The sequence below is a fragment of the Collinsella sp. LCP19S3_D3 genome (genome assembly GCF_052121455.1).
Taxonomy (GTDB): domain Bacteria; phylum Actinomycetota; class Coriobacteriia; order Coriobacteriales; family Coriobacteriaceae; genus Collinsella.
Genome location: NZ_JBQKEF010000001.1, coordinates 42,783 through 66,598, shown reverse-complemented (window position 1 = coordinate 66,598; position 23,816 = coordinate 42,783). Strand labels below are relative to the sequence as shown.

General features: G+C 58.4%; 26 protein-coding genes and 6 tRNA genes. 9 read left to right on the top strand and 23 right to left on the bottom strand.

Features of this window, described 5'->3' with window-relative positions:
* Positions 1-24: 24 nt before the first annotated feature.
* Positions 25-795: a cyclase family protein gene (locus ACTQXM_RS00330; protein WP_441048582.1), complete on the top strand. Its 771-nt coding sequence runs from the start codon at positions 25-27 to the stop codon at positions 793-795.
* 117 nt (positions 796-912) lie between these two features.
* Positions 913-1,827, top strand: coding sequence for a ketopantoate reductase family protein (locus ACTQXM_RS00325; protein WP_427727783.1), 915 nt, complete (start codon positions 913-915; stop codon positions 1,825-1,827).
* A 91-nt stretch (positions 1,828-1,918) separates the two neighbouring features.
* Here ACTQXM_RS00325 and ACTQXM_RS00320 read toward each other — a convergent pair whose 3' ends face one another.
* The 3 genes from ACTQXM_RS00320 to ACTQXM_RS00310 form a co-directional block, all read right to left on the bottom strand.
* Entirely contained in the window at positions 1,919-2,137 is a 219-nt protein-coding gene (locus ACTQXM_RS00320) for a hypothetical protein (RefSeq protein WP_154517389.1), read from the bottom strand.
* Positions 2,138-2,322: 185 nt separating this feature from the next.
* Positions 2,323-3,099 carry a hypothetical protein gene (locus tag ACTQXM_RS00315; protein WP_441536761.1) on the bottom strand — a complete coding sequence of 259 codons (777 nt, stop codon included), beginning with the start codon at positions 3,097-3,099 and terminating at the stop codon, positions 2,323-2,325.
* 312 nt (positions 3,100-3,411) lie between these two features.
* Entirely contained in the window at positions 3,412-4,722 is a 1,311-nt protein-coding gene (locus tag ACTQXM_RS00310) for an O-acetylhomoserine aminocarboxypropyltransferase/cysteine synthase family protein (protein WP_441536759.1), read from the bottom strand.
* 274 nt (positions 4,723-4,996) lie between these two features.
* On the opposite strand from ACTQXM_RS00310, the gene ACTQXM_RS00305 reads away from it, so the two are divergent.
* The 5 genes from ACTQXM_RS00305 to ACTQXM_RS00285 all read left to right on the top strand — a co-directional run bounded on the left by ACTQXM_RS00305 (position 4,997) and on the right by ACTQXM_RS00285 (position 8,606).
* Complete coding sequence (locus tag ACTQXM_RS00305) at positions 4,997-5,944, top strand: LysR family transcriptional regulator (RefSeq protein WP_441536757.1); 948 nt, start codon at positions 4,997-4,999, stop codon at positions 5,942-5,944.
* Between the two features lie 140 nt (positions 5,945-6,084).
* The gene (gene rnhA, locus ACTQXM_RS00300; protein ID WP_370450639.1) at positions 6,085-6,570 is read left to right on the top strand and encodes a ribonuclease HI; all 486 of its coding nucleotides are present in this window, start codon (positions 6,085-6,087) and stop codon (positions 6,568-6,570) included.
* A 74-nt stretch (positions 6,571-6,644) separates the two neighbouring features.
* A complete protein-coding gene (locus ACTQXM_RS00295; protein ID WP_441536754.1) occupies positions 6,645-7,751 on the top strand; it encodes a Gfo/Idh/MocA family protein in 1,107 nt (368 codons plus the stop codon).
* Between the two features lie 2 nt (positions 7,752-7,753).
* Positions 7,754-8,164, top strand: coding sequence for an acylphosphatase (locus ACTQXM_RS00290; protein ID WP_427795950.1), 411 nt, complete (start codon positions 7,754-7,756; stop codon positions 8,162-8,164).
* 61 nt (positions 8,165-8,225) lie between these two features.
* On the top strand, positions 8,226-8,606 hold the full coding sequence (locus tag ACTQXM_RS00285) for a Fur family transcriptional regulator (protein ID WP_441536751.1): 381 nt from the start codon (positions 8,226-8,228) through the stop codon (positions 8,604-8,606).
* Between the two features lie 75 nt (positions 8,607-8,681).
* Here ACTQXM_RS00285 and ACTQXM_RS00280 read toward each other — a convergent pair whose 3' ends face one another.
* The 3 genes from ACTQXM_RS00280 to ACTQXM_RS00270 all read right to left on the bottom strand — a co-directional run bounded on the left by ACTQXM_RS00280 (position 8,682) and on the right by ACTQXM_RS00270 (position 10,573).
* Complete coding sequence (locus tag ACTQXM_RS00280; protein WP_427747975.1) at positions 8,682-9,479, bottom strand: HAD-IIB family hydrolase; 798 nt, start codon at positions 9,477-9,479, stop codon at positions 8,682-8,684.
* A gap of 83 nt (positions 9,480-9,562) precedes the next feature.
* Entirely contained in the window at positions 9,563-10,141 is a 579-nt protein-coding gene (locus ACTQXM_RS00275; RefSeq protein WP_441048578.1) for an urease accessory protein UreE, read from the bottom strand.
* 3 nt (positions 10,142-10,144) lie between these two features.
* Entirely contained in the window at positions 10,145-10,573 is a 429-nt protein-coding gene (locus ACTQXM_RS00270) for an FKBP-type peptidyl-prolyl cis-trans isomerase (protein WP_117640821.1), read from the bottom strand.
* Between the two features lie 120 nt (positions 10,574-10,693).
* Here ACTQXM_RS00270 and ACTQXM_RS00265 point away from each other — a divergent pair, with 120 nt between their 5' ends.
* Both ACTQXM_RS00265 and ACTQXM_RS00260 read left to right on the top strand, forming a co-directional pair.
* Positions 10,694-11,707, top strand: coding sequence for a dipeptidase (locus ACTQXM_RS00265; protein ID WP_427794840.1), 1,014 nt, complete (start codon positions 10,694-10,696; stop codon positions 11,705-11,707).
* 74 nt (positions 11,708-11,781) lie between these two features.
* On the top strand, positions 11,782-12,558 hold the full coding sequence (locus ACTQXM_RS00260; RefSeq protein ID WP_441536748.1) for a M48 family metallopeptidase: 777 nt from the start codon (positions 11,782-11,784) through the stop codon (positions 12,556-12,558).
* A gap of 6 nt (positions 12,559-12,564) precedes the next feature.
* On the opposite strand, the gene folB is transcribed toward ACTQXM_RS00260, so the two are convergent.
* From folB to ACTQXM_RS00175, 17 genes are all read right to left on the bottom strand, one after another.
* Entirely contained in the window at positions 12,565-13,050 is a 486-nt protein-coding gene (gene folB, locus ACTQXM_RS00255) for a dihydroneopterin aldolase (protein ID WP_441536746.1), read from the bottom strand.
* Positions 13,051-13,093: 43 nt separating this feature from the next.
* Positions 13,094-13,675, bottom strand: coding sequence for an HD domain-containing protein (locus ACTQXM_RS00250; RefSeq protein WP_195838586.1), 582 nt, complete (start codon positions 13,673-13,675; stop codon positions 13,094-13,096).
* A 2-nt stretch (positions 13,676-13,677) separates the two neighbouring features.
* The gene (gene folE / locus ACTQXM_RS00245) at positions 13,678-14,235 is read right to left on the bottom strand and encodes a GTP cyclohydrolase I FolE (protein ID WP_427718613.1); all 558 of its coding nucleotides are present in this window, start codon (positions 14,233-14,235) and stop codon (positions 13,678-13,680) included.
* Positions 14,236-14,302: 67 nt separating this feature from the next.
* Entirely contained in the window at positions 14,303-14,884 is a 582-nt protein-coding gene (nrdG, locus tag ACTQXM_RS00240) for an anaerobic ribonucleoside-triphosphate reductase activating protein (RefSeq protein WP_427727760.1), read from the bottom strand.
* Positions 14,885-15,310: 426 nt separating this feature from the next.
* Positions 15,311-17,533, bottom strand: coding sequence for an anaerobic ribonucleoside-triphosphate reductase (gene nrdD / locus ACTQXM_RS00235; protein WP_427718616.1), 2,223 nt, complete (start codon positions 17,531-17,533; stop codon positions 15,311-15,313).
* A 567-nt stretch (positions 17,534-18,100) separates the two neighbouring features.
* A complete protein-coding gene (locus tag ACTQXM_RS00230; RefSeq protein WP_154517425.1) occupies positions 18,101-18,283 on the bottom strand; it encodes a hypothetical protein in 183 nt (60 codons plus the stop codon).
* 216 nt (positions 18,284-18,499) lie between these two features.
* Positions 18,500-18,574: transfer RNA gene (locus ACTQXM_RS00225), tRNA-Val, on the bottom strand.
* Positions 18,575-18,577: 3 nt separating this feature from the next.
* A tRNA-Gly gene (locus tag ACTQXM_RS00220) sits at positions 18,578-18,653 on the bottom strand.
* Positions 18,654-18,686: 33 nt separating this feature from the next.
* Positions 18,687-18,953, bottom strand: coding sequence for a hypothetical protein (locus ACTQXM_RS00215; RefSeq protein ID WP_427727887.1), 267 nt, complete (start codon positions 18,951-18,953; stop codon positions 18,687-18,689).
* Between the two features lie 32 nt (positions 18,954-18,985).
* Complete coding sequence (locus ACTQXM_RS00210) at positions 18,986-19,201, bottom strand: alpha-amylase family glycosyl hydrolase (protein WP_441536743.1); 216 nt, start codon at positions 19,199-19,201, stop codon at positions 18,986-18,988.
* Positions 19,202-19,207: 6 nt separating this feature from the next.
* On the bottom strand, positions 19,208-19,513 hold the full coding sequence (locus ACTQXM_RS00205; protein ID WP_441536741.1) for an alpha-amylase family glycosyl hydrolase: 306 nt from the start codon (positions 19,511-19,513) through the stop codon (positions 19,208-19,210).
* Positions 19,514-19,793: 280 nt separating this feature from the next.
* A tRNA-Gly gene (locus tag ACTQXM_RS00200) sits at positions 19,794-19,869 on the bottom strand.
* A 42-nt stretch (positions 19,870-19,911) separates the two neighbouring features.
* Positions 19,912-19,985: transfer RNA gene (locus tag ACTQXM_RS00195), tRNA-Cys, on the bottom strand.
* Between the two features lie 35 nt (positions 19,986-20,020).
* Positions 20,021-20,096: transfer RNA gene (locus ACTQXM_RS00190), tRNA-Gly, on the bottom strand.
* A gap of 105 nt (positions 20,097-20,201) precedes the next feature.
* The gene (locus tag ACTQXM_RS00185; protein WP_441055276.1) at positions 20,202-20,948 is read right to left on the bottom strand and encodes an anti-sigma factor antagonist; all 747 of its coding nucleotides are present in this window, start codon (positions 20,946-20,948) and stop codon (positions 20,202-20,204) included.
* A gap of 81 nt (positions 20,949-21,029) precedes the next feature.
* On the bottom strand, positions 21,030-23,375 hold the full coding sequence (locus tag ACTQXM_RS00180; protein WP_441536738.1) for a SpoIIE family protein phosphatase: 2,346 nt from the start codon (positions 23,373-23,375) through the stop codon (positions 21,030-21,032).
* A 59-nt stretch (positions 23,376-23,434) separates the two neighbouring features.
* Positions 23,435-23,524 (bottom strand) — tRNA-Leu (locus ACTQXM_RS00175).
* Positions 23,525-23,816 lie beyond the last annotated feature (292 nt).

The window sequence follows — 23,816 nt, the reverse complement described above, 5'->3', positions numbered from 1 at the left end:
AAAGTCCGATGAAAGGAGCCAGCCATGCCCACGCTCGACCTTTGGAACCTCGCCACCCAGCTCAAAAGCACCGATTACCGCTGGATCGACCTCACCCACACGCTCTCGTGCGACACCCCGCACTGGTTTGGCTTTAAGCCATTTGAGTCCACCAAGCTCTTCGACTACCTGCCCGGCACGCCCGAAGATATGCTCGCGCCCATGCGTTGCTTCCAGTATTCGGTCGCCTCGCAGTACGGCACCCACGTCGATGCGCCGCGCCACTTTCATGTTGACGGCCGCTCCCTCGGCGAGATCGAGCCCGTCGAGTTTATGCATCCGCTCTGCGTGATCGATAAGCACGAGGAGTGCGCCGCAAACCCCGACTTTATCCTGACTATCGATGACCTCAAAGCTTGGGAGGGCGAGCACGGTCGCATTCCCGAGGACGCTTTCGTCGCCTTCCGCTCCGACTGGTCCAAGCTCGCCGACCTCGAAAACAAGGACGAGGACGGCCAGCCCCACTACCCCGGCTGGGACCTCGACGCCATCAAATGGCTTGTAGAAGAGCGCAACATCGGCGCTATCGGCCACGAGCCGGCAGACACCGACCCCGCATCCGTGACCACACGCGAGGACGCCTACCCCTACCCCGGCGAGCAGTACATCCTCTCGGTCGACCGTTACCAGATCGAGGTCATGGACCATCTGGACGAGCTTCCTGCCACAGGCGCCGTCATCTTCTGCACCTTCCCCAAGGTGCGCGATGGCGTTGGATATCCCGCGCGCGTTTTTGCCATCTGCCCCGCGGCATAAGTTCCCATGCATTTGTTCTTCTAAATTCAGCCTCCGGTGTACGCCACATGCCCCAGCGGCATACAATCCATCAGGCGCCCCATATGCGGGCGCCTTTTATATGGGGAGATGATTCACATGCAGATCAACAAGGTCGCCTTTATCGGCAAGGGCGGCGTCGGCCTGCTCTACGGCAGCATGATTGCCAAGACCCTCGGCAACGATGCCGTCGAATACGTCATGGATGACGCGCGTTTCGAGCGCCACGTGGGCGATGCGCTCACCGTCAACGGAAAGCCCTGCGCGCTCAAGTCCGTCCGCGCCAGTGAGGCAACGCCCGCCGATCTGGTCATTCTCACGGTCAAGACGACGGGGCTCAACCAAGCACTCAAGACTATGGAGCGCGTCGTGGGACCCAACACGCTCATCGCCTCGCTGTGCAACGGCATTACGAGCGAGCAAAAAATAGCCGAGCGCTTTGGCTGGAAGCACACCGTCCTGGGCATCTGCCAGGGCATGGACGCCGTATTCCTTAACGGCGCGCTCACCTTTACCAATGCGGGCGAGATTCGCTTTGGCGCGGCAGCAGGCACCGAGCCCGCAACCGTCACCGCCATCGATGAGCTCTACACGCGCTGCGGCATCGCCCATACCGTCGAGAGCGACATTGCGCACCGCATGTGGGCCAAACTCATGCTCAACGATGGCATCAACCAGACCTGCATGGCCTACGGCGGCACGTACGGGAGCGCCACGGAACAGGACTCCGAGCAGCGTCGCTGCTTTGTTTCCGCCATGCGCGAGACACTTGCGGTCGCCAACGCCGAGGGCGTTGAGCTTACCGAGGCAGACCTGACGCAGATGGTGCACCTCATCGAGGGAATCGACCCCGCCGGCATGCCCTCGATGGCGCAGGACCGTATCGCACAACGTAAAACCGAAGTCGAGGAGTTCGCGGGCACCATTTGTCGCCTGGCCGCCAAACACGATATCCAAGTGCCGCAAAACGATTGGCTCTACCAGAGGATTCGCGAAATAGAAAGCAGCTGGTAGCCTCGCCCGCACGGCGACGCGCGCAATGTAAGCAGACAGGCCTTCGCGAGGATCCCATCGCTCGCGAAGGCCTGTCGCATTTAGGCCGAGGCTAAAACTGAGGCTCGTTTTGCGACTCCGGGACCTCGTCCTCGTCATCGCGGCAAAGCACCACGCCGGCGCTTCCCAACAGCGCCGCTGCAATCAAGGCGCTCACAACCACAGGAGCAGCACCCGTAGTGGACTGCAAGCCGGCAACTAACGCCGCCGTCGGACCAAGACATCCGATCAAAAGGGCAACGACGGCAATAGCGACATCTCGAGCGTTCATGGAATCACTTCCTCCACGAGAAAGACCTTGTTTCTCATGACTTAGTGTGCCCCGCGCCCATATGCCCAACGTAGTGCCACGGTAAGGGCTCTGTTAACCCAAATGCATATAAAAACGGGCGACTTTACATTGCCCGAAAGCTCAGTAAAGACGCCCGTCCATCATGTGCAATCGATGCCGACAGATTACCAACCGGTGTAGTAATCGGTAGTTCCGGCTGCGCAACCCGAATCGTAGACCTTGCACTCGCCCTTAGAGCCCGTAAAGGTCGAGCCCTGGGACTTATCGCTCGCAGCCACCACGTAGTAGCCGTCGGAATCACGCCAAAAGCCCTCGGAATCCAGCGTCCACTCACCCGTGCGGTGGTGATACAGCACGTTGCTGCTGTAATAGGTCTCGCGACGACCGTTGTAGTTATTGACGCCGCTCGAGCGCGTCAGGCCCGAGCCGTTCGCGTAATACGCAGCAGACGCGTAAGACGAGCCGGAGCCGGCGTTGTAATACGAAGCCTGAACGGCCTCGGCAGCTTCTGCCTCGACGGCCGCAGCCTCGAGCGCCTCGCGCTTAGCATCCTCGAGCGTGGAGCGAAGCTCGTCGAGCTCGGCCGACTTCGCGTCGACCTCCTCCATCGTCAAAAGACTGCCCGCACCGTCGATACAACCCTGCAGTACAGCGCGCTCGTCATCGGTGGCATAGTCACCGTACATGTTCATGATGATCTGCGCGCGGACCTCTAGGGAATCGCGCTTGGCCCCCATCGAGGCGTTCCACTCCTGCATGGAGCCAAAGCCGTCGCCACGATAGTCGACGGGCTGCACCAGGGTCGCCTCGGACGGCGTTGATCCGACCGCGTCGGACAGTGTTGCCGCGTGGGCATCGGTTACGCCGGCACCCACTAAAAGCGCCACGGCAAGCGTGGCAGAAAGGGCGGCGGCCTTCGGTTTTCGTGAATCGATCCTCATGTAGCTGGAAACCTCCGTAGTGAGTTTTTGCTGCGTTTAAGCTGCGTGTGATTCGATCGCGCTGCATAGTACCCCGAGTAAATCGCGACCTGCGGTTTTTCTCAAAAGGTGCACGTCATTTGCGTAAAACTCACATCCTCTCAACAGGAGTTTTCCACAACTCGCATGCATAAAGCATGCCAAAAACCCTGTAATAGCGCCCTTCCTATGCAAAAAAGGCGCCTGCGCAACCATTGTTCGCGCAGGCGCCTTGAGCAGGCATTTTATGCAGTTATACCTATCGAGTCGCAAGGGGCCCTTGCACAAGTCGCCTTACTCGTCCAGCGCGGCAAAGGCCTGCTTCAGATCCCAAATGATGTCCTCGGCGTTCTCGGTACCAATGGAAAGACGGATTGTAGAGGGCGTAATGTTCTGCTCGGCAAGCTCCTCGGAAGAGAGTTGGGAGTGCGTGGTGGTAGCCGGGTGCACGACGAGCGACTTGACGTCGGCTACGTTGGCGAGCAGCGAGAACACCTGCAGGTGGTCGATGAACTTCCAAGCAGCCTCCTGGCCGCCCTTGATCTCGAAGGTGAAGATCGAGGCGCCGCCACGGGGGAAATACTTCTGGTACAGCTCATGGTCGGGGTGCTCGGGCAGGCTCGGGTGGTTCACCTTGGCGACGTGGCCGTCACCGATCAGGAACTCAACGACCTTCTTGGTGTTCTCGACATGGCGGTCAACGCGCAGCGACAGGGTCTCGGTGCCCTGGAGCAGGACCCAGGCGTTAAACGGGCTAATGCAGGCGCCCTCGTCACGCAGCAAGATAGCACGGACATAGGTCGCGAAGGCAGCGGGGCCGGCGGCCTCGGTAAACGAGACGCCATGGTAGGAGGGATTGGGCTCGGCGATCTGCGCATACTTGCCGCTCGCCTTCCAGTCAAAGTTGCCGCCATCGATAATCACGCCGCCCAACGAGGTGCCGTGGCCGCCAATAAACTTAGTTGCAGAGTGAACGACGATGTTGGCGCCGTGCTCCAGCGGACGGAACAGATACGGGGTGCCGAAGGTGTTATCGACAACAACCGGAAGACCATGCTTCTTAGCGACCTCGGAGATAGCGTCGATGTTGGGGATATCGGAGTTGGGGTTGCCGAGCGTCTCGAGGTAAATGACCGTGGTGTTGTCCCTGATGGCGCCCTCGACCTCGTCCAGGTTGTGGGCATCGACGAAGGTGGTCTCGACACCAAACTGGGAGAGCGTGTGCTCCAGCAGGTTGTAGGAACCACCGTAGATGGTCTTTTGGGCCACCACATGGTCGCCGGCCTGAGCGAGGGCCTGCAGGGTATAGGTGATGGCGGCGGCGCCAGAGGCGACGGCGAGGCCGGCAACGCCGCCCTCGAGCGCGGCAATGCGGTCCTCAAAGACGCCCTGGGTGGAGTTGGTCAGACGACCGTAGATATTACCGGCGTCGGCAAGGACAAAGCGGTCAGCGGCGTGCTGGGAGTTGCGGAACACATAGCTCGTGGTCTGGTAGATAGGCACGGCGCGGGAATCGGATGCGGGGTCGGCACTCTCCTGGCCAACGTGCAGCTGCAGGGTGTCGAAACCAAAGGTGTGCTCGGGGTTGTTGATAAACTGGCTCATGATGATCTCCTTGATCGAACAAAAGTAATATGAGTAAGAGAAGTAAGTCGCCGTCTCCTGATCACGCCGACGGGCGCAAGCAGGAGCCCGGCATTCGTCTTAGTAAGCAGTTCATATGCGGTCCTCCTTTTGACATCCCGTTCTCGTGGTCGGCTTAATTACCTACCGCATTTGTGTGTTTTGAATAGTACGAGCATTGTTTCGCGCGGTCAATCACTTAAAAGCGCTAACCTGTTATCGGTTTTTTAGATAGCTATCGAAAGGACGGGTGCCGATGACCCTCCAGCAGCTTCGTTTTCTTATCGCCGTGGCAGAATCCGGCTCAATTAACGCCGCAGCTCAGCGCCTCTATACCGCGCAATCCAATATCTCCAACGCCGTCAAAAGCCTAGAGCAGGAGCTCCGTCTGGAAATCTTTACGCGCTCCAGCCGCGGCGTCACACTCACCAACGACGGCACCGAGCTTTTAGGCTATGCGCGCCAGGTCGTAGAGCAGGCCGATATGCTCGAGGCCCGCTACGAGGACGGCGGCACACCCCAGGCACGCCTTGCCGTCTCGGCCCAGCACTACGCTTTTTCGGTCGAAGCCTTTGTCAACGTCGCCGAGCGCTGCCGCGACAGTAAGTTCGAGTTCATCATGCGCGAGACCACCACGTCGCAGATCATCGACGACGTCCGCGCATTTCGCAGCGATATCGGCATTCTGTATCTGGATGACTTTAACGCCCGCGTCCTGCAGAAGGCCTTCGCCGACGCCCGCGCAAGCTTCCATCCCCTCTTCGATGCAACGGTCCACGTCTTCGTTAGCGAGCGCCATCCGCTCGCACGCCGCCCCCAGCTATCGCTTGCCGACCTTACGCCCTATACGCGCTACAGCTTTGAGCAGGGGACCTCGAACTCCTTCTATTACGCCGAGGAGCCGTTTAGCTATATCCCCTGCGACCGCAACATCCGCGTTTCCGACCGTGGCACGCTCACCAATCTGCTCATCACGTCGAACGGTTACACTTTGTCGACCGGTGTCCTCTCCAATGAAATGCAATGGGGCATGGCATCGATCCCGTTGGCAGACGCCCCAACGATGCGCGTGGGCTACATCATGCACGATGAGCGCAAGCCCTCTCCCCTGCTGCGGCAATACCTCGACGAACTCGATCGCATCATCCACGAAAACCAACCATTTGGGGACGGGATAGAAATGGCAGATTTAAAAGCCCTCTAGCTCTTGACAATTCAGGTCGCCCATCTTTCTTGGCGACAACGTCTCCACCATCCTTGTGGAGCGGCGCGCCTCGCATAAAACAGGATGGACCGGCGATACAATAGACAGCCGCAAGAGAGGAACTCGACGAAAGGAAGTCTGTGAAGGTCATCATCTATACCGACGGCTCGGCTCGATCCAATCCGGGACGCGGTGGCTACGGCGCCGTGCTCAAATACACCAACCCCGCCGGCAAGACCTTCACCTCCGAGCTTTCGCGTGGCTACGCCAAGACCACCAACAACCGCATGGAGCTCATGGCGGTCATCGTGGCGCTCGAGGCACTCAACCGTCCCTGCGAGGTCGAGGTCCACTCCGACTCGCAGTACGTCGTCAACGCCTTTAACAGGCACTGGATCGACGGTTGGAAAAAGCGCGGGTGGAAAACTGCCAACAAGCAGCCCGTTAAGAACCGCGACCTGTGGGAGCGCCTGCTTGCCGCAAAGAGCAAGCATAAGGTGGAGTTCATCTGGGTTAAGGGGCATGCCGGCCACGAGCTCAACGAGCGCTGCGACGAGCTCGCCACCACTGCGGCCGATGGAGTCAACCTCGATATCGACACCGGCTTTAACGAGAGCGACCTGTAATAGCGTTTTCGCGCAGCTTTATATCCCCACGCGCTACACTCATCCTGTAGACCAAAACAACGCAAGGGGGACGTATGCTGCGCATCGCAACCATCGGCACATCCATGATCACCGACGACTTTATCCAGGTCGTCAATGCCAACGACCAGGCTGTATTCGTAGGCACGCTCTCGCGCAACGCCGAGCGCGGCGCCGCCTTTACTGCCGAGCACGGCGGCGAACGAAACTTTACTTCACTTGATGAGCTTGCAGCAGCCGCCGACGTCGACGCCGTCTATATCGGCAGCCCAAACGCACTTCACTACGAGCAGGCCCTTGCCTGCATCGCCAGCGGCAAGCACGTCATCGTCGAGAAGCCCTTCTGCGCCACCGAGGCACAGGCGCTGGAAGTCTTCCGCGCCGCCGAGGCGGCGGGCGTCGTAGCCCTCGAGGCCATGCGCCCGCTCCATGACCCCGCTTTCCACGCCATCGAGGACGCCCTGGGCGAGATTGCGCCCATTCGTCGCGCCTCACTGCGCTTTGGCAAGTATTCTTCACGCTACAACGAGGTTCTCGCGGGACGCGCCACCAATATCTTCGACTGCAATATGGCATCGGGTTCCCTCATGGATATTGGCGTCTACACCGTCGAGCCCATGGTCGAGATCTTCGGCATGCCCTCCGGCCTTACGAGCATGGCTACTCTGCTCGACCCCACCACGCAAGAGCTCACCCATGGCCCCATCGATGGCTGCGGTTCCATCCTCGCCAGCTACGGCGGTGGCCGTATCTCCGTCGAGCTCGCGCACTCCAAAATTACGAATGACCTACTGCCCTCGCAGATCGAAGGCGAGCGTGGCACTATCCAGATTGACCATCTGTCCACGCCCCGCAACGTCCGCATCGACTATCGCGGCGATGTCGTACGCGGCTCGGCGACCGAGGCACCGCGCGAACAGAGCGACAACGGCCGCGTGCTCGACCTGCCCAAATCGAGCAACACCATGGAATACGAACTCGCAGACTTTATCACCGCCATCGGCGGCATCGATAGCGTCAAGGAAGAGATTTGGGAGACCCCGGCGGGACGTCACGAGCTTGGCCACTATCGCGATGTCACGCTTGTCTCGCTGCGCATCATGGATGCCGTGCGCCAACAGACCGGCATTACCTTCCCCGCCGATTCTGTCAAGCAGGCCTAGCGATGGGTATTTTCGACAAGCTTTTCTCGGGCGTCGCCGGCGGCAGCCGCGAGCCCCAAAAGCCCTCTGGCGTCGAGCTCGAGCTGCGCCGCAGGCTTACTGTGCTCGCAAGCGACGAGGCCACTCAAGACACTCCCCTGCGCTATTTCCTGCGCTGGGAGGGACAGGTCCAAGGCGTTGGTTTTCGCTTTACCAATACCAACCTCGCGCAGGCACGCGCACTCACCGGCTGGGTGCGTAACATGGAAGACGGCTCAGTCGAGATGGAGATACAGGGAGCTCCGGCAAACATCCTATCTCATCTCGAGGCGCTTCATGCCTCCTACGAGCGCATGGGAACGCGTTTTCGCCTCGTAGACGCCCAGGTTCGAGCCCCACTTGCCAATGAAGACGGTTTCACTCCTCATTATTAGTATTGTGTGCTAAATACGGTATCATTTACCTACGACCGTTAATAGAAAAGAGGCGAGGCGCATGGCGGTGCAAAGAAGGAATACCAGGCAGCGAAAGCTAGTTCTTGATGCCGTGCGCCAAAGCTACAACCATCCCACCGCCGATGAGATCTACACCGCTGTGCGCGCGCAGGATGACAAAATCAGCCGCGGTACGGTCTACCGCAACCTCAATCTCTTGGCCGATGCCGGGGAGATTCTCTCGATTAAAACGCCGGGCGGCAGCCGCTTCGATCGTGCCATCGAACCGCATGCGCATATCATCTGCACCTCGTGTGGCCGCGTCATCGATGTGCCGCTCCCCTTCAATACCCAGCTCGACGCCAGGGCATCCGAACAAATCGGATGGAGCGTCAGCTCGCACTACACCATCTTCGAGGGCCTCTGCCCCAACTGTAGGTAGATTTTGGGGCATGCCTTAAAATCAACTTTTCACCGATTGCGGCAAAAGGAAGATTTCCAGGCATGTCCCAAATGTCTACTCAGCAAGCAGGCGACGCAGCTCTTCTTCGACCGTGCGTACGTAACGGACGCGGTCGTTGATACCGCGCATGCTGGGATTGCAGCTCTCCATCAGATAGGGATGGCCCACCACGTTGAGCATGTCGCGGTCGTTTTCATTATCGCCAAACGCCATCATTTCGTTAGGTGAGATCCCCAGCGCACGACCATAATCGGCAAGCGCGGACCCCTTGCCCGAATCAAAGCCGATAAAGTCGGTCCATTCGGTTCCCGACGTCATCACATCGACCCGGTCGCCAAAGCGACGGACGAAATACTCCAGCGCCGCCGGCTGCTCTGTCTCGGGCGTTTGAAACGCGATCTTAATGACGTCCTCGTCGATGTCCTCGGGACGGTCGACCACCGCCACATCGCAATGGACCTCGTAGCGCAAATGGTCGACGAATGCATCGTTGCCGCTCATGGTGTAGAGGTGCCCCTCGCAGGAAAGGGTCACGTCGGCATGGGGATACGCAACCACGGCATTCGCGATATCCATAGCAAGGTTACGCTCCATGGAACGCTTGACAACGGCACGCCCCTCGCTCATCACGAGGGCTCCGTTTTCGCATACATAGGCGAGCTCATCGGCCACCGGGGCAAACAGATAGCGCAAGCTCGCATATTGACGGCCGCTCGCCGGCATAAACACGATGCCACGACGATGCAGCTCATCGATGAGCTCAAAGGCCTCGGAACGCGGCTCGCACTCCCCCGGATGCAGCAACGTGCCGTCCAAATCGCATGCAATCAGCTTGATTCCCTCAAGACCCATATGCTTTCCCCCACAGCACCTCATCAACAGCAAGACGGACTTTGAATAGCTGCCTCTCAAATTCCGTCTTGCTCATACGCACGTTAACCGCGCGCCTTTTTTACGATCGTAAAGTCGGGAGCCATGCTCACAACGGCATACGCCGCACTCGACGCAAAACGCCGGTCCGTATCGAGTTCACGGCTAACCACCGAGAGCATAACGCCCTCGACACCCCGGAGCATGCGGCCCAAAACAGGCTGCACCGGCGTATACATGCGCACGGTATGCTCGTCCGAATCGCCTCGGAAAAGCGGCGCATGCATGTTGCCGATCTCCCAGCACGCATGCGCGAGCGCAATCGGATCCATGCGGTCGACTTCGACCAAATAGACCTCGGCGCTGCGCAGGCGCACGACAACCGCCACGGGCACCATGCCCGAACGGTCGATGGCGAGCACGTCGCCGTCGGCAAGACGACTGCCGTCGGCAGCATCTAGCCGAACATCGACCGTGCGCCCCAGCTCCGTCACGCCCGCAAACGCGCATACGTCAGCCTGGTCCCAATCGAGCAGCAGCTCGTCAACTTCAAAGATGCCACCCAGCTCCCGACGAAGCAGGAGTTCATAGGACGGATCGTTGAGATTTCCCAAGCATGTCGTCGAAACCAAGCGTTCAGGCATACTCTAATCCTCGACCTCGACGAGCTCGATATCAAAGTTGAGATCCTTGCCGGCCAGCTCGTGGTTAGCATCGAGCGTCACGGCCTCGGGCGTCACATCGATGACAACGGCAGGGACAGGCATGCCGCTCGGCGTGGACAGGAAGAGCTTCATGCCCTTCTCGATCTGCTCGATGTTGGGAACCTGCTCGGCCGGGAAGGTGATAACCATCTCGGGATTGTGCTCGCCGTAGGCATCGGCAGCAGGAATGTGCACGGTCTTCTTCTCGCCCACCTGCATGTCGACAACGGCGGCATCGAAGCCCTTGATCATCTGACCGGCACCGCAGGTGAACTCCAGCGGCTCGCCGCGATCGTAGGAGCTATCGAACTGCGTGCCGTCGTCGAGCGTGCCGCGATAATGAGTCTTGACCTTCTTGCCCTGGTTGGACATGGAAACCTCCGTGATAAGGGCGGCACACAACGCGGGCCGCCATGAACGTATGGCGCTAACTATACCCTAGTCATACAATTCGAAGACAGTTTGCAAAGAAACGCTGCAACCGGAGGAACCATGGCATATCCCGTATTTGACTTGCACTGCGACACCGCCGACCGCATCGGCTGGGCCACGCTCGATCTCGACCTGCGCTTTACCGCCGGAACCGACGGTTATTTCCCCGGCGACGAGACGCATCCGCAAGATTTCGACCTCATCGAGGGCAACGCCTGCGCCATCTCGCTCACAAAGATCGGCAACACACCGTGGGCACAGTGCTTCGCCACGTTTGTCCCCGACGAGATTCCCTCCGCCCACGCCGCGCGCTTCCAGGCGCAGATCATGGCGCATATGAGCGGCCAGGCCATGCTCAACCACGATCGCATGGTCAACGTGCGCAGCGCCGCTGACATTCGCCCTGCGCTCAAGGACGGCAAGGTCGCCTGCATCCACACCATCGAAAACGCCACGTTCTTTGCCGAGGACCCCGCGCTGATCGAGGTGCTCAAGAGCTTGGGCGTACTCATGTCGTCACTCAGCTGGAACGCGCAGGGGCCGCTCGCGAGCGGACACGATACCCACGCCGGCCTCACCGCCGCCGGCATCGAGGCACTTACGCAGATGGAGCACGCCGGCATGGTGCTTGACGTCTCCCACCTCAACGATGAGTGCTTTGACGAGGTCGCCGCCCGCGCCACGCGTCCCTTCGTCGCCAGCCACTCCAACTCCCGTGCGGTTTGCGGCGCCAAACGCAACCTTACCGACGACCAGTTCCGCACCATTCGCGACATGGGTGGCATCGTCGGCCTCAACTACTGCAGCGAGTTCCTTTCCAACGACGCAACCGACAAGACCGCCGCAGACGTCACCTTCGATCAGCTAGCGGCACATATCGAGCACTGGCTCGACCTGGGCGGCGAGGACGTCATCGCGCTCGGCGGCGACTGGGACGGCGCCACGGTGCCCGCTTTCCTCTCCGATGCCAGCAAGATGCCCGAGTTCCAGAACATGCTCTCCAAGCATTTTGGCAAGACCGTGATGCAAAAGCTCTGCAGCGACAACGCGCTTGCCTTCTTTGAGCGTTATTAATTTCACATCCCTTGAGCGGGCCGGCATGCCGAACGGTCGACATGCCGGCCCGCTCCCAATCTGAAGGACCGCTTTTGACGCAGCAGTTTACGATTTCCGTATCCCGACCGGATGGGATGCCCATCCCCGTCGTCGTTACCAAAAAGCGTGTCAAGAACTTCAACCTACGCGTCACATCGAGCGGTGAGGTCCACGCAAGCGCACCGCTCGGTGCCACCCGCGAGCGTATCGAAGCATTTGTGAAGCGCAACAGCGCCTGGATTATCAGCCGACTTGCCCAGCGCGAGCAACGTCAGGCGACGGAGCGAGAGCCGCTCAGCCCCTCGTCCATCATTGCGCTTTGGGGCAAGCCCATCACGGTACAAGATGTGCTCGATCACAACTTTGCATCACCCGCACCGCGACCCAAACAGGCCACCTTCGCAAGTTTTATGGGTACCGACGAGCCAAGTGGGCGCGCGCAGGCAAAGCAGCGCACAGCCCTCGACGGCCTAACGCCCGATGAGCTCCAAGCCCGCATCGACCAGCTCTATACATCCGAGGTCACCACGGCGCTGCGCGATATGGCGCGCACATACGAAATCGCAATGGGTGTCGCCGCTTCCCGCGTTTCCGTGCGCAGCATGAAAACGCGCTGGGGCTCGTGTACGCCCAAAACCGGTGCCATTCGCATCGCACGCGAGCTTGCCGCCTACCCCGTCGAGTGCCTTGACATGGTTGTCGCCCACGAGCTCGTCCACTTGCTCGAGCCAAGCCACAATCAGCGGTTTCACGCCCTGCTCGACACGTACTGCCCCAACAATAGAGCTCTGTCGCAGCGGCTCAAGCAGCCACCCATAGAGACGTATTAGAACCGGTTAGCGCACGCGCTCGATCTCGACACCGCAGCTTGCCAGGGGAAGACCGACGGGCGCCCAAGGCTTATCGAGCTTAACACGCACGCCGAGCAGCAGGGGGTAACGACGTAGCAGCATCTGGGCCACGCCCTCGGCTGCGGCCTCGATGAGCTTAAACGTATGCTCGCGCAGATAGCCATCGACATCGTGGCACACCGAGCCGTAATCAATCGAGGCATCCAGGTTATCGTGCTCCCCTGCTGCACGCAGGTCGGCATAGAGCACCAAGGACACGATGAACTTCTGGCCCAGGGCGTTCTCCTCGGGATACACGCCGTGGTTGGCAAAGACCTCAAGACCTTCAACGGTGATGCGATCGGCATGGCACAGATCGTCATAGCCCACGTGGGGCACCGCCGTTGCGGTGGATATTTCGCCCCTTCCACGGCGTGCGAGCTCGGCGCCTTCAGTCTTGGTTGCATTCTCGGGCAGTTTCTTGTTACCCATCGCGATCGTCTCCTTCGTTTAGAACCCCGACCGCGCAAACCAACTACACGCGAATCGACAGGTTCTTTTTATCATCGCTCCAGTTGCAGGCATTGCGCGCGGGGCATGCAAAGCAGGCGCGCGACGCTTTGTCGGCTGCATAGAGCAGACGCTCAAGCGGTTGGCTGTTCACGCGCAGCTTTCTATGGCCTAAAATGGCCGTCTTAATGGCCGCGGCATCGGCCGGATCAAATGCCACGTCATCGGGCATGCCGCCAAGAATCGCATCAGCGACGCGCTCGCTTGCAACATCATGGGATATACCCGATTCATACTGTTCATCTTTGCCGATATCGTGAAGAAGTGCCGTGGCGTAGATGACCTCGCGGTCAAATTCGAGCTGTTCCTCAAGATTCTTAATCCACATAATGCGCGCGACATCCAGCAGATGGTCAATACCGTGGCGGCAAAAGATGCGCCCCGATTCCAACTGTGCAATGTTGCCCAGGTGCCGCCGGAACAGCCCGTTGGCACAAATGTAATCAATGCGAGGCATGGCGCCAAAGGGAGTCAGGCCCGAAGCCATAAAGCCGCGGCGCGGCGTCCCCTCATCGGTCTTCGATGTAAAGTCGTTGACGACTCTCATGGTTAGCGGCCCAGCATCCTAAAGAATCGCTCCTCGAGCGCGGGATCGGTCTCAAAGACACCGCGACGAGCAAGCGTTACGGTCTTGGTGCCGGGCTTTTGCACGCCGCGCATGGTCATGCACATATGCTCGGCTTCCATCAGCACGATCGCCCCTTGGGGAGCAAGATATTCCATGAGGGCATCGGCAACCTGCGCGCACAGCTGCTCCTGCAGCTGCAGACGACGGGCATAGACCTCAACCGTGCGAGCAAGCTTAGACAGACCCGCCACGCGACCGTTAGGGATATAGCCAATCGCAGCCTTGCCATAAAACGGCAGCAGATGGTGCTCGCACAGCGAGTAAAACGTAATATCGCGCTCGATAACCAAATCGTTCGAAGCGACGGCAAAGGTTTTGGACAGGTGCTCCTCGGCACTCCGGCCCATACCGCCGGCAATCTCGCCATACATACGGGCGACGCGTGCCGGGGTCTCCAGCAGGCCCTCACGAGTTGGGTCCTCGCCTATACCTTCAAGCAGCAGCTTAATAGCAGTCTCGACTTTTTCCTGATCGACCATCTGGGCCTCACTTTTTTCGATTTCGCGTTCGCGCTATGGTACCACGCTGGCACGCAACCTCTTCCAGCTACATAGTATGGGTCGAATAGACCGGATCGTCCCGCCAAAGCTCCACAGCGTCGCAAAGCGCAACGCCCTCGCGCGCAGCACGAGCGCGCGTGGCGTTCATGTCGATCACGCGCTGATTACTCGAGCCCCTAAAGCGCAACGAGATATCGTACAGATCTTGAACGAACGGACCGTCTACCAGCATGTCGAGGCAAGCAAGGATACGGTCCGTCACGTCGGTATGGTGACGGCCGCCCGGCATTAGTTCCTCGAGCACATCACCGGTAAAGCACCAAATGGTCTTCCCAGACTCCACAGGGTAGGTCGCACGCACGCGTTCGATAAAATCAACGAGCCCCGCCTGGTTCTCGGGTTCCATAGGCTCCCCGCCCAGAATCGTCAGGCCATCAATAAAGGGATGATCAAGACTCTCGATGATTTTGTCCTCGACGGCACGATCGAACGGTTCACCCGCGGCAAAGTCCCACGCGACGGAGTTAAAACAATTCTTGCACCCACGACGGCACCCACTCACAAACAGAGAAGTACGAACGCCTTCTCCATCAGCAATGTCGAAATACTTAATGTTCGCGTAGTTCATAGGTAACCTTCCTGGGGGTCTGGAGCATATCATCCCGTCCTCAAACATTCTCGGCCTTCGGCCTGCGAAACTGCGGACGGGACAATATGCTCCAGATCCCTCGCGAGCGACACTCGGTGAACAAAGCGAACATCGAGTATGGGGTTCGAGGTCCAATAAAAACTGGGTTGCGGCTCAACCGCCATCGCAAGTAAATCGCAGCTGCAGCTCGAATTATTTCCGCCAAGAACTTCGAGGAGTGGGCAGACCGCATGCTGCATCTCAGCTACATCAACTTGGCTGCCCCGTAGCGAGGCCCCGGACCTTTACTCGATATGAGTTCCGCACGAACAGGAGGCGCCAGTGGCGCCTCCGTCGTGAGCCAGGACTGTCCGAAATAGCGAGTAAAGGTCCGGGGCCTCGCTACGGGGCAGCCTGGGATGGTTATTAGAGATGCAGCACGCGGTCGCGGATCTCCTCGGTTCGACCCTGGTTCCAGAACTGGGTACCGATGTAGCCGCACGTGCGACGGGCGACATTCATCTTCTCCTGGTCACGATTGCCGCAATTGGGGCACTCCCACACCAGTTTGCCATCGTCCTCGACAATGCGAATCTCGCCGTCATAGCCGCACACCTGGCAGTAATCGCTCTTGGTGTTGAGCTCGGCGTACATGATGTTGTCGTAGATGTACTGCATTACGCGAATGACCGCCTTGAGGTTGTCCTGCATGTTGGGAACCTCAACGTAGGAGATAGCACCGCCCGGCGAAAGCTGCTGGAACATGCCCTCAAACTTAAGCTTGTCGAAGGCATCGATCTCCTCGGACACGTGGACGTGATAGCTGTTAGTAATGTAGCCCTTGTCCGTCACGCCCGGGATAATGCCGAAACGGCGCTGCAGGCACTTGGCGAACTTGTAGGTCGTCGACTCAAGCGGGGTGCCGTACAGCGAGAAGTCGATATCGCTTTCGGCCTTCCACTCGGCGCACTTGTCGTTCATGTGCTGCATGACGGCCATGGCAAACGGCGTGCCCTCCTTCTCGGTGTGGCTGTGGCCCGTCATGTACTTGACGCACTCATACAGACCGGCGTAACCCAGGCTAATGGTGGAATAGCCGCCCACGAGCAGCTTGTCGATCGTCTCGCCCTTCTTAAGGCGCGCCAAGGCACCGTACTGCCAAAGAATCGGCGCAGCATCCGAAAGCGTGCCCATCAGGCGCTCATGACGGCACAGCAGGGCGCGGTGGCACAGCTCAAGGCGCTCATCGAAGATCTTCCAGAACTTGTCCATGTCCTGATGCGAGCTCAGCGCAACATCGGGCAGGTTGATGGTCACAACACCCTGGTTAAAGCGACCATAGTACTTAGGCTTGGTCGGGTCATAGTTCAGAGCGTTGGCGACATTGTTAAAGCCGTTGCCCGAACGGTCGGGCGTCAGGAAACTGCGGCAACCCATGCAGGTATAGCAATCGCCGTTGCCGGCGGTCTCGCCCTTAGACAGCTTGAGCTCGCGCATCTTCTTCTCGGAGATGTAGTCGGGCACCATGCGCTTGGCGGTGCACTTGGCGGCGAGCTTGGTCAGATAGAAGTACGGCGAATCCTCGCGGATGTTATCGTCCTCGAGCACGTAGATGAGCTTGGGAAACGCCGGGGTGATCCACACGCCGGCTTCGTTCTTAACGCCCTCATAGCGTTGACGAAGCGTCTCCTCCACAATCATGGCAAGGTCGTGCTTCTCCTGGGGCGTACGGGCCTCATTGAGATACATAAAGACCGTCACGAACGGCGCCTGGCCATTCGTGGTCATAAGGGTCACGACCTGATACTGAATCGTCTGGACGCCGCGACGAATCTCATCGCGCAGGCGTTCCTCAACGACCTCGCGAACCTTCTCGGCAGATGCCGAAACACCGAGCTCCTCAAGCTCGCGAGCAACCTCGCCGCGAATCTTTTGACGGCTCACCTCAACGAACGGGGCGAGATGGGTCAGCGAAATAGACTGACCGCCGTACTGGGAGGAAGCAACCTGGGCGATAATCTGCGTCGCAATGTTGCAGGCGGTCGAGAAGCTGTGCGGCTTCTCGATCAGCGTGCCCGAGATAACGGTGCCGTTCTGGAGCATGTCCTCCAGGTTCACCAGATCGCAGTTGTGCATGTGCTGGGCAAAGTAATCCGAATCGTGGAAATGGATCAGACCCTCATTATGGGCATCCACGATCTCCTGGGGCAGCAGCACGCGTTGGGTCAGGTCCTTGGAAATCTCGCCGGCCATATAGTCGCGCTGAACGGAATTGACGGTCGGATTCTTATTGGAGTTCTCCTGCTTAACCTCTTCGTTATTGCACTCGATCAGCGACAGGATCTTGTCGTCGGTCGTGTTCTTTTGGCGCTTCAGGCTCTGAACATAACGATAGATGATGTAGCGGCGAGCGACCTCGTAGCAGTCGAGACGCATGATCTCGTCCTCGACCAGATCCTGGATCTCCTCGACCGATACGGTATGGCCGGCCTTCTCACATGCCTCGGCGACGTTTTGCGCCGCGTAGATCACCTGGCGGTCGGTAAGACGAGAGCCCTCCTCGACCTCCAAGTTGGCGGCGCGAATCGCATTGACGATCTTATCGATGTCAAAGGCAACCTCGGTGCCGCTGCGCTTGATGATCTTCATCCTCTTGCCTCTTTCGCGTCGTAATCCCATTGCGCTTCAGAGCCAAACGATGCCTGGCAGGGCTTGTCCCTGTCTTGCGGCGCCGTCGCGCAATCTGTGTTCTCGATAAACCATAGGTCCTCATGCGGACAATCCTCGCAGCCGATCAAGCGGCTCAAAGGCGTGTCCAAATGGGACGAACAAGGTCTTCGTTCTCTGTCCGCCATCTATCATACGACAAAGACGCCTCTATATCCTGTATTCTTTTTTTAGGTCAAACACAACATATAGTGTTTCAGCAGGTCAAAGCAATTGGCCATTTTACAGACACATTAATTATGAGGGTTTCTCGGCAAGTCGGTAAAACGTTACCAACGCGGCTACCTGCAAGGCAGTTATAAAACCCCCTAGTCAAGCCGCCGACAAATCCTACCAAAACCAAGCCGCTCACGCGAAAAGAATCCAAAAGATTATGCTTGACCAACATGTTGCGGTCGAATGCCGGCGGACGGAGCGTCGGGGCTGCAAACGCTCGGAAGACTACAGCCCCGGCACCCCGTCCGCCGGCATTCGATAGGCGAGGAGCTATTAGTTCTCTTCGCGAGCTATCATGCGGCCGAGAGCCGCTGTAAAGGGATCGAGCAGCACGCCGGCGATAACCACAAAAGCCCACCCCTTTGTGACAAGGCCCGCCCAGCGCGCGAAGAACGTACGGCCTTCAATCGTTCCGAATCCTCCCTGGAAGGCAATCTCGCCAAAACCGATCACCATAAAAGATTGCGCGGGGGTCAACCATGGAAACGCGGGCGACGTGCACGGTTATGATCAAAATAATCATCTCCCACGAGACCAAGAGGCCAATAACGACAAATTATGCTGGGCAGCAAATGCAACGTGAAAAAGCGACCGAGGTCGATAATTTGACGGCATATTATGTGTGTTTATAACAAAACAGTCCAGAAGCAAAGCCTCTGGACTGCGAACATTTGGTGGGCGTTACAAGATTTGAACTTGTGACCTCTTCCGTGTCAGGGAAGCGCTCTCCCCCTGAGCTAAACGCCCAAATGGAGCGGACAACGGGGCTCGAACCCGCGACCCCAACCTTGGCAAGGTTGTGCTCTACCAACTGAGCCATGTCCGCTTACGGGGATTAATCTTACGTGATGCCCGCATCCTATGCAAGAACTTTTTTTGAAAAGTTTTGCGACGCCCTCGCGAACCTCACGAAGACATCAGCCACCTCAAAAAGGCCGAGCTCCTCACCCTGATACACGTATGCCGAGCCCGGAAGCGCCAGCTCAAGCAAAAGGGCCGCCCGCGCGCGGCGCTCGCCGAGTTCACGGTCCTCGTCATAAGACGACCCGTCGCGCAAGAGCCAGTCGAGCGCAATCTGGTGGTAGCGCGTCGCCTTGATTTGCGGCAGGGCATAGCGCGTCGCCACGCGCGATAAATCTCGTGGACCTCGTTGCGGTCTCACAGCGGATGGGTGCCGTCGTCAACCATGTCATCGCCCTCGGCGAGATGCCACCGGTCAAGGTCATCGCGGTCGAGGTCCTTGGCGAGACCGTGCGCCACATCAATGCGAAAGCCATCAACGCCTCGATCGCTCCAAAACGTCAGGACGTCGCAAAAGAACGCATGAACCTCGGGGCATGACCAGACAAAGTCCGGCCGCTCGGGCGTAAACATATGCAGCTACCACTGACCGTCCGCAACACGCGTCCAGGCGGGGCCGCCAAAGTTGGCATTCCAATTGGTGGGAGGCAGCTCGCCATGTTCGCCGCGACCATCGCGGAAGATATAACGGGCGCGCTCGGGCGAGCCGAGACGTGGGTCGACATCGCAGTAGTCCGCCACATCATAGCCACCATCGACAAGAGGCGATGGGTAAAACGGGCTCAACCAGATGGCCTCGATGCCCAGCCGCTCAAGATAGTCCATCTGCTGGGTAATGCCCACGATGATACGCCCAAAGCTGATATTCGCGGCAAACAACGCCACAGCCACGCCCCAAGACGCTCGCTCCCTCTCGGGTTCGGGCCTCTGCAATGGGTACGAAAAATCCCGGCTACCGTGGTAGTCGGGCTGTTGTACTTGGAGCGGACAACGGGGCATCCGCGTATCCGCTTCGCGGATCCGCACCGGCTTCGGCCGCCTGCCGGCGACCTCGCCAGCTCGCTACAAACGCTCCGCGTTTGCTTAACGCTCGCTCCCTCTCGGGTTCGGGCCTCTGCAATGGGTACGAAAAGCCCGGCTACCGTGGTAGTCGGGCTGTTGTGCTTGGAGCGGACAACGGGGCTCGAACCCGCGACCCCAACCTTGGCAAGGTTGTGCTCTACCAACTGAGCCATGTCCGCATATGTAAAACAAAACGGGCGCCGGAGCGCCCGGATGTTGCCTGGAGGCGAAGCCCGGATTCGAACCGGGGGTAAAGGCTTTGCAGGCCTCTGCCTTACCACTTGGCCACTTCGCCGAAAAAGGACCGTTAAGAACGGTCCGGAAATGCAATGGAGCGGACAACGGGGCTCGAACCCGCGACCCCAACCTTGGCAAGGTTGTGCTCTACCAACTGAGCCATGTCCGCTTGCGGGTTATTAATTTACGCGAGTTATCCAAAAGACGCAAGTACTTTTTTCAAAAAAGTTGCCCAAAGCAAGTTCACGCAGGGAAATCATGTCGATCCAAGGCGCTAAGCGCACGATTCCAATGCCGAACTAAACAGCTTCACCATCCGAACGCGTGTGCCGGCACCATCCGTGCGACGGGCAACCTCCACATTATCGACGAGCATGCGCATAAGCTTGATACCGCGTCCGCGTTCCTCGGATGCCATCGGTTCGCTCGCCCCATCGATAGAATAGCCAGCGCCTCGATCAAGCACCTCAAGCACAACACGGTCCCCATAGGCCTGAATCGTCAGGATGCAGCCAACACCGCCCGCATGGTCATATGCGTTACCCAATGCCTCCCCCAACGCTAATGCGACGTCATAGCGCTCATCACGCCTCAGGGGAAGCGATTCGAGAATCTCGGCCACACGGTGCCGATAATACGGGAGATTCTCGATGCCTCGCTGCACCTTGACGCTCTTGCTCCATCGCGGCAACTCCCCCACCGGAATGGCGGGAATCGACTCCCGCACCGGACCCGCAACATGAAGGATGTCGACAAGTCGGGCAATCTCCAAAAAGCGAACGACCTCATCGGAGGCGTTAACAAGCGAAAGCAGCCCTTCTCGTCTCATAAGCTCTCTGGCACGCGTAAGCAAAAACGCCAAACCCGTCGAGTCGATAAAAGCCACGGTCTGGCAATTGATGACAACACGGCGCACGCCCCGGTCGATTAAATTATCCAACCGTCGGCGCAGCTCGGGCACCGAGGCGATATCGATATCGCCCGGTGGCGTCAAAACCGCTATGTCATTCCACTCATTCATGCGACCATGGTTCCCCAAAAGAGCTCGCTCGATGCAAACTTTTCTGCAACCGTTAGGATTCTGTATGCCCAACGTCGCGACCTACGATCGGCCCCGTAAAAACTCAAGGGACACCAATGCAATGTCATCGTCCAGCGCCGAGTCGGTAAAGCGGTCAAGCTCGCCCAAGACCTTACCGCAGATGCCCGATACGCCCTCACCCGAAACAGAGAGTAGAAGGTTGCGCAGGCGTTGCTCGCCAAAGAAAGCACCCGAGCGGTCGCGTGCTTCGATCGTTCCGTCGGTATACATAAACAGCATGTCACCAGCATCGAACGTAAACACGCCCGTCTCGTACACCATGCTCTCAAAGGCACCGATCACGCCCGATTGGCACCCAAGGAGCTCCACTTCTCCCCCGCAGGTCTCTCCTCCGCCATGCGCCGTCGACGACGGCCTAATGACCATAGTGGGAGGATGTCCCGCAGAGCAATAGGTAGCGCGGCCCGCTTTAAGATCAATCTTGGCGATAAACGCCGTCACAAACGTCTCGACCCTCGAAAAGCCCATGAGCATGCTATTGAGCGAGCGGGCCATGCGAGCGGGTCCCGCACCCTCCCAGGCATAAGCCGTCAACGCCGTCTTGACGAGCGCCGACATCGACGCCGCCTCAATTCCTTTGCCGGAGACATCGCCCAATATCATAACGGCGCAATCGTCGGGAAGACGGATAAGCGTATAGAAGTCACCACCGACCAACGCCGAATTCGTTGCCGACAGGTATACCGAATCGGTTGCGATGCCCGGAACGTCGCCTAGCGAATTTCTCATGCCAATCTGAAGCGTCTGAGCGATATGACGCTCTTCACGCTTTTGAGACTCGCCCTCATAGATCAGCTCAAAGTCGTGTGCCAAATGCACCATGTAGTCGTATTCAAGGTCGTCGATTGGCTCCTGGCTGCCATCACGGAGCAGCAAAACGCGCCTCGTCGGTCCCTTGGCGATATCAGCTGGCACGATTGCATCGTTGCTTCGAGTACCATCCGCCTCCGAGTGGCAGCGCCCCGCCTCGATACCGGAGTCGACATAAAGTCCCTGACACGGCAGGCCGTGGGCTCTCAACCATGCGCCCATAGTCGTGGATTCGTCCACGCGCGTAAGGCGCACGTGCTTGAGGTCGTCGGCGCTCGTCCCGCCCAGCACCGATGTCTCAAATCCATCGGAAATTGCCCCCAGGCGCGCCGCCGGCGTCGTGACAGAAAAGAAGAGTGACTCCGGATCGCCCGGCAATGCCACACGACTGCCACCTTCAAAATCGATGACATAGGTTTCGAGGCCCGCATCATACTCCACGGGGCAGAAATGGCAACTGAGCACAGCGCAGATTTCGGTCGACACCGCACGCGAGGCGGCAATAGGATCATCGAGATAGGCAAACAACTCATCGCGCAGCACGTTGAGAGAACGGCCAAGCTCTGCCGAGCGACGTGAACGCAGACTCGATGCCATGCCGACTAGTTGGATGGAGAGATAATCGCAAATGACCTCGAGCACGTTGACATCATAGGCAAGCGGCGCCTGCGGACGTTTCCAACCGACCTCCATCACACCGAGCACCTGAGTGCCATAAAACACGGGAAGACATATCTCGCTGCGGTATGGAGGCATATCTTGCACGCGTAGCAGGTGCTTAGAGCGATTGTCCAGGTCCATGAACATACCCGAGGCAACCCTATCGCCCTCGAGGTCCTGCTGAATCGACAGGCGGCAGGCACGAGACTCACGGAGCACATACGTCGGGATACCCGCACCATACGGCATAAACTCGGGCAGGTAGCTGTCATACAGCTCCTTGGAAACACCGCGAAGCTTAAAACCACCGCTCTCAGAAAAATAGATGGCAGCACCCGAGGCATCCAGGGTTCCTACAAGCTGGTTCAAAACGGTATCCAACAAACTAGGCAGCTCATCGGAGCCCACCGTGCTCATAATGACCGACAACGTGCCCGAGAGGCGCTTATTCGCCACTCTGAGCTCCGAAAGCGCACGCTTGAGCTGACGGTCATGCGAATACTGCTCTTCGATACTATGGAGCGCCACGAGAACACGCGGCTCACGGCGGCCAAAGATACGAGGCGGCGTAACCGAGCCGGCACAAACTAGGACGGGAATAAAGGAGCCGTCACTGAGCTTAAGCATCAACTCGCTCTCGGTACCATTGGTCTCAAAAGGAAGACGATGTTCTGTCGCGCGTTCAAATGCTGACGAGTACAAGAGATCTTTAACGTCCCCGTTGATCACATCGGAACGTTCCTCGCAGATCAAGTCGAGCAAGCGATTGTTTACATGCAAAATGGTTCCGTCGAGCTCGCAGATAATGACAGCATCGCTCGTAATATCGACCAATTGGGCAACGTCAACCCACTCATTGCGCTCAAGCGTTTCCATCGTGAACCTCACCGTCTATCGGTAACAAAAAAGCCTCCGAAGAGGCTTCTCAAATGCGATGGTGTCGGAGGCGGGACTTGAACCCGCATGACCAAAAAGCGGTCACTAGCACCTCAAGCTAGCGCGTCTGCCAATTCCGCCACTCCGACATGCTATATTGTTGATTCGCAGTTCGTTTTGTTGGACCCGCGCTTTCAACGAGGAAGATAATAACCTATGATTCGAGAACTGTGCAAGCACTTTTTTCAAAAAAGTTTACGAATTTGAAAATGCGCAGGTAGATCTATATGTCCGGGCCGGAATGGGGGCAACTTCCCAACGCGTCCTCGGGCATGCGGTACATTTTGATTCGCGCTTCGCGCTACAAAATGTACCGCCCCCTGCGGAATGCGTTGGGAAGTTGCCCCCATTCCGGCCCTACAGCCACATACTCCAAGTACG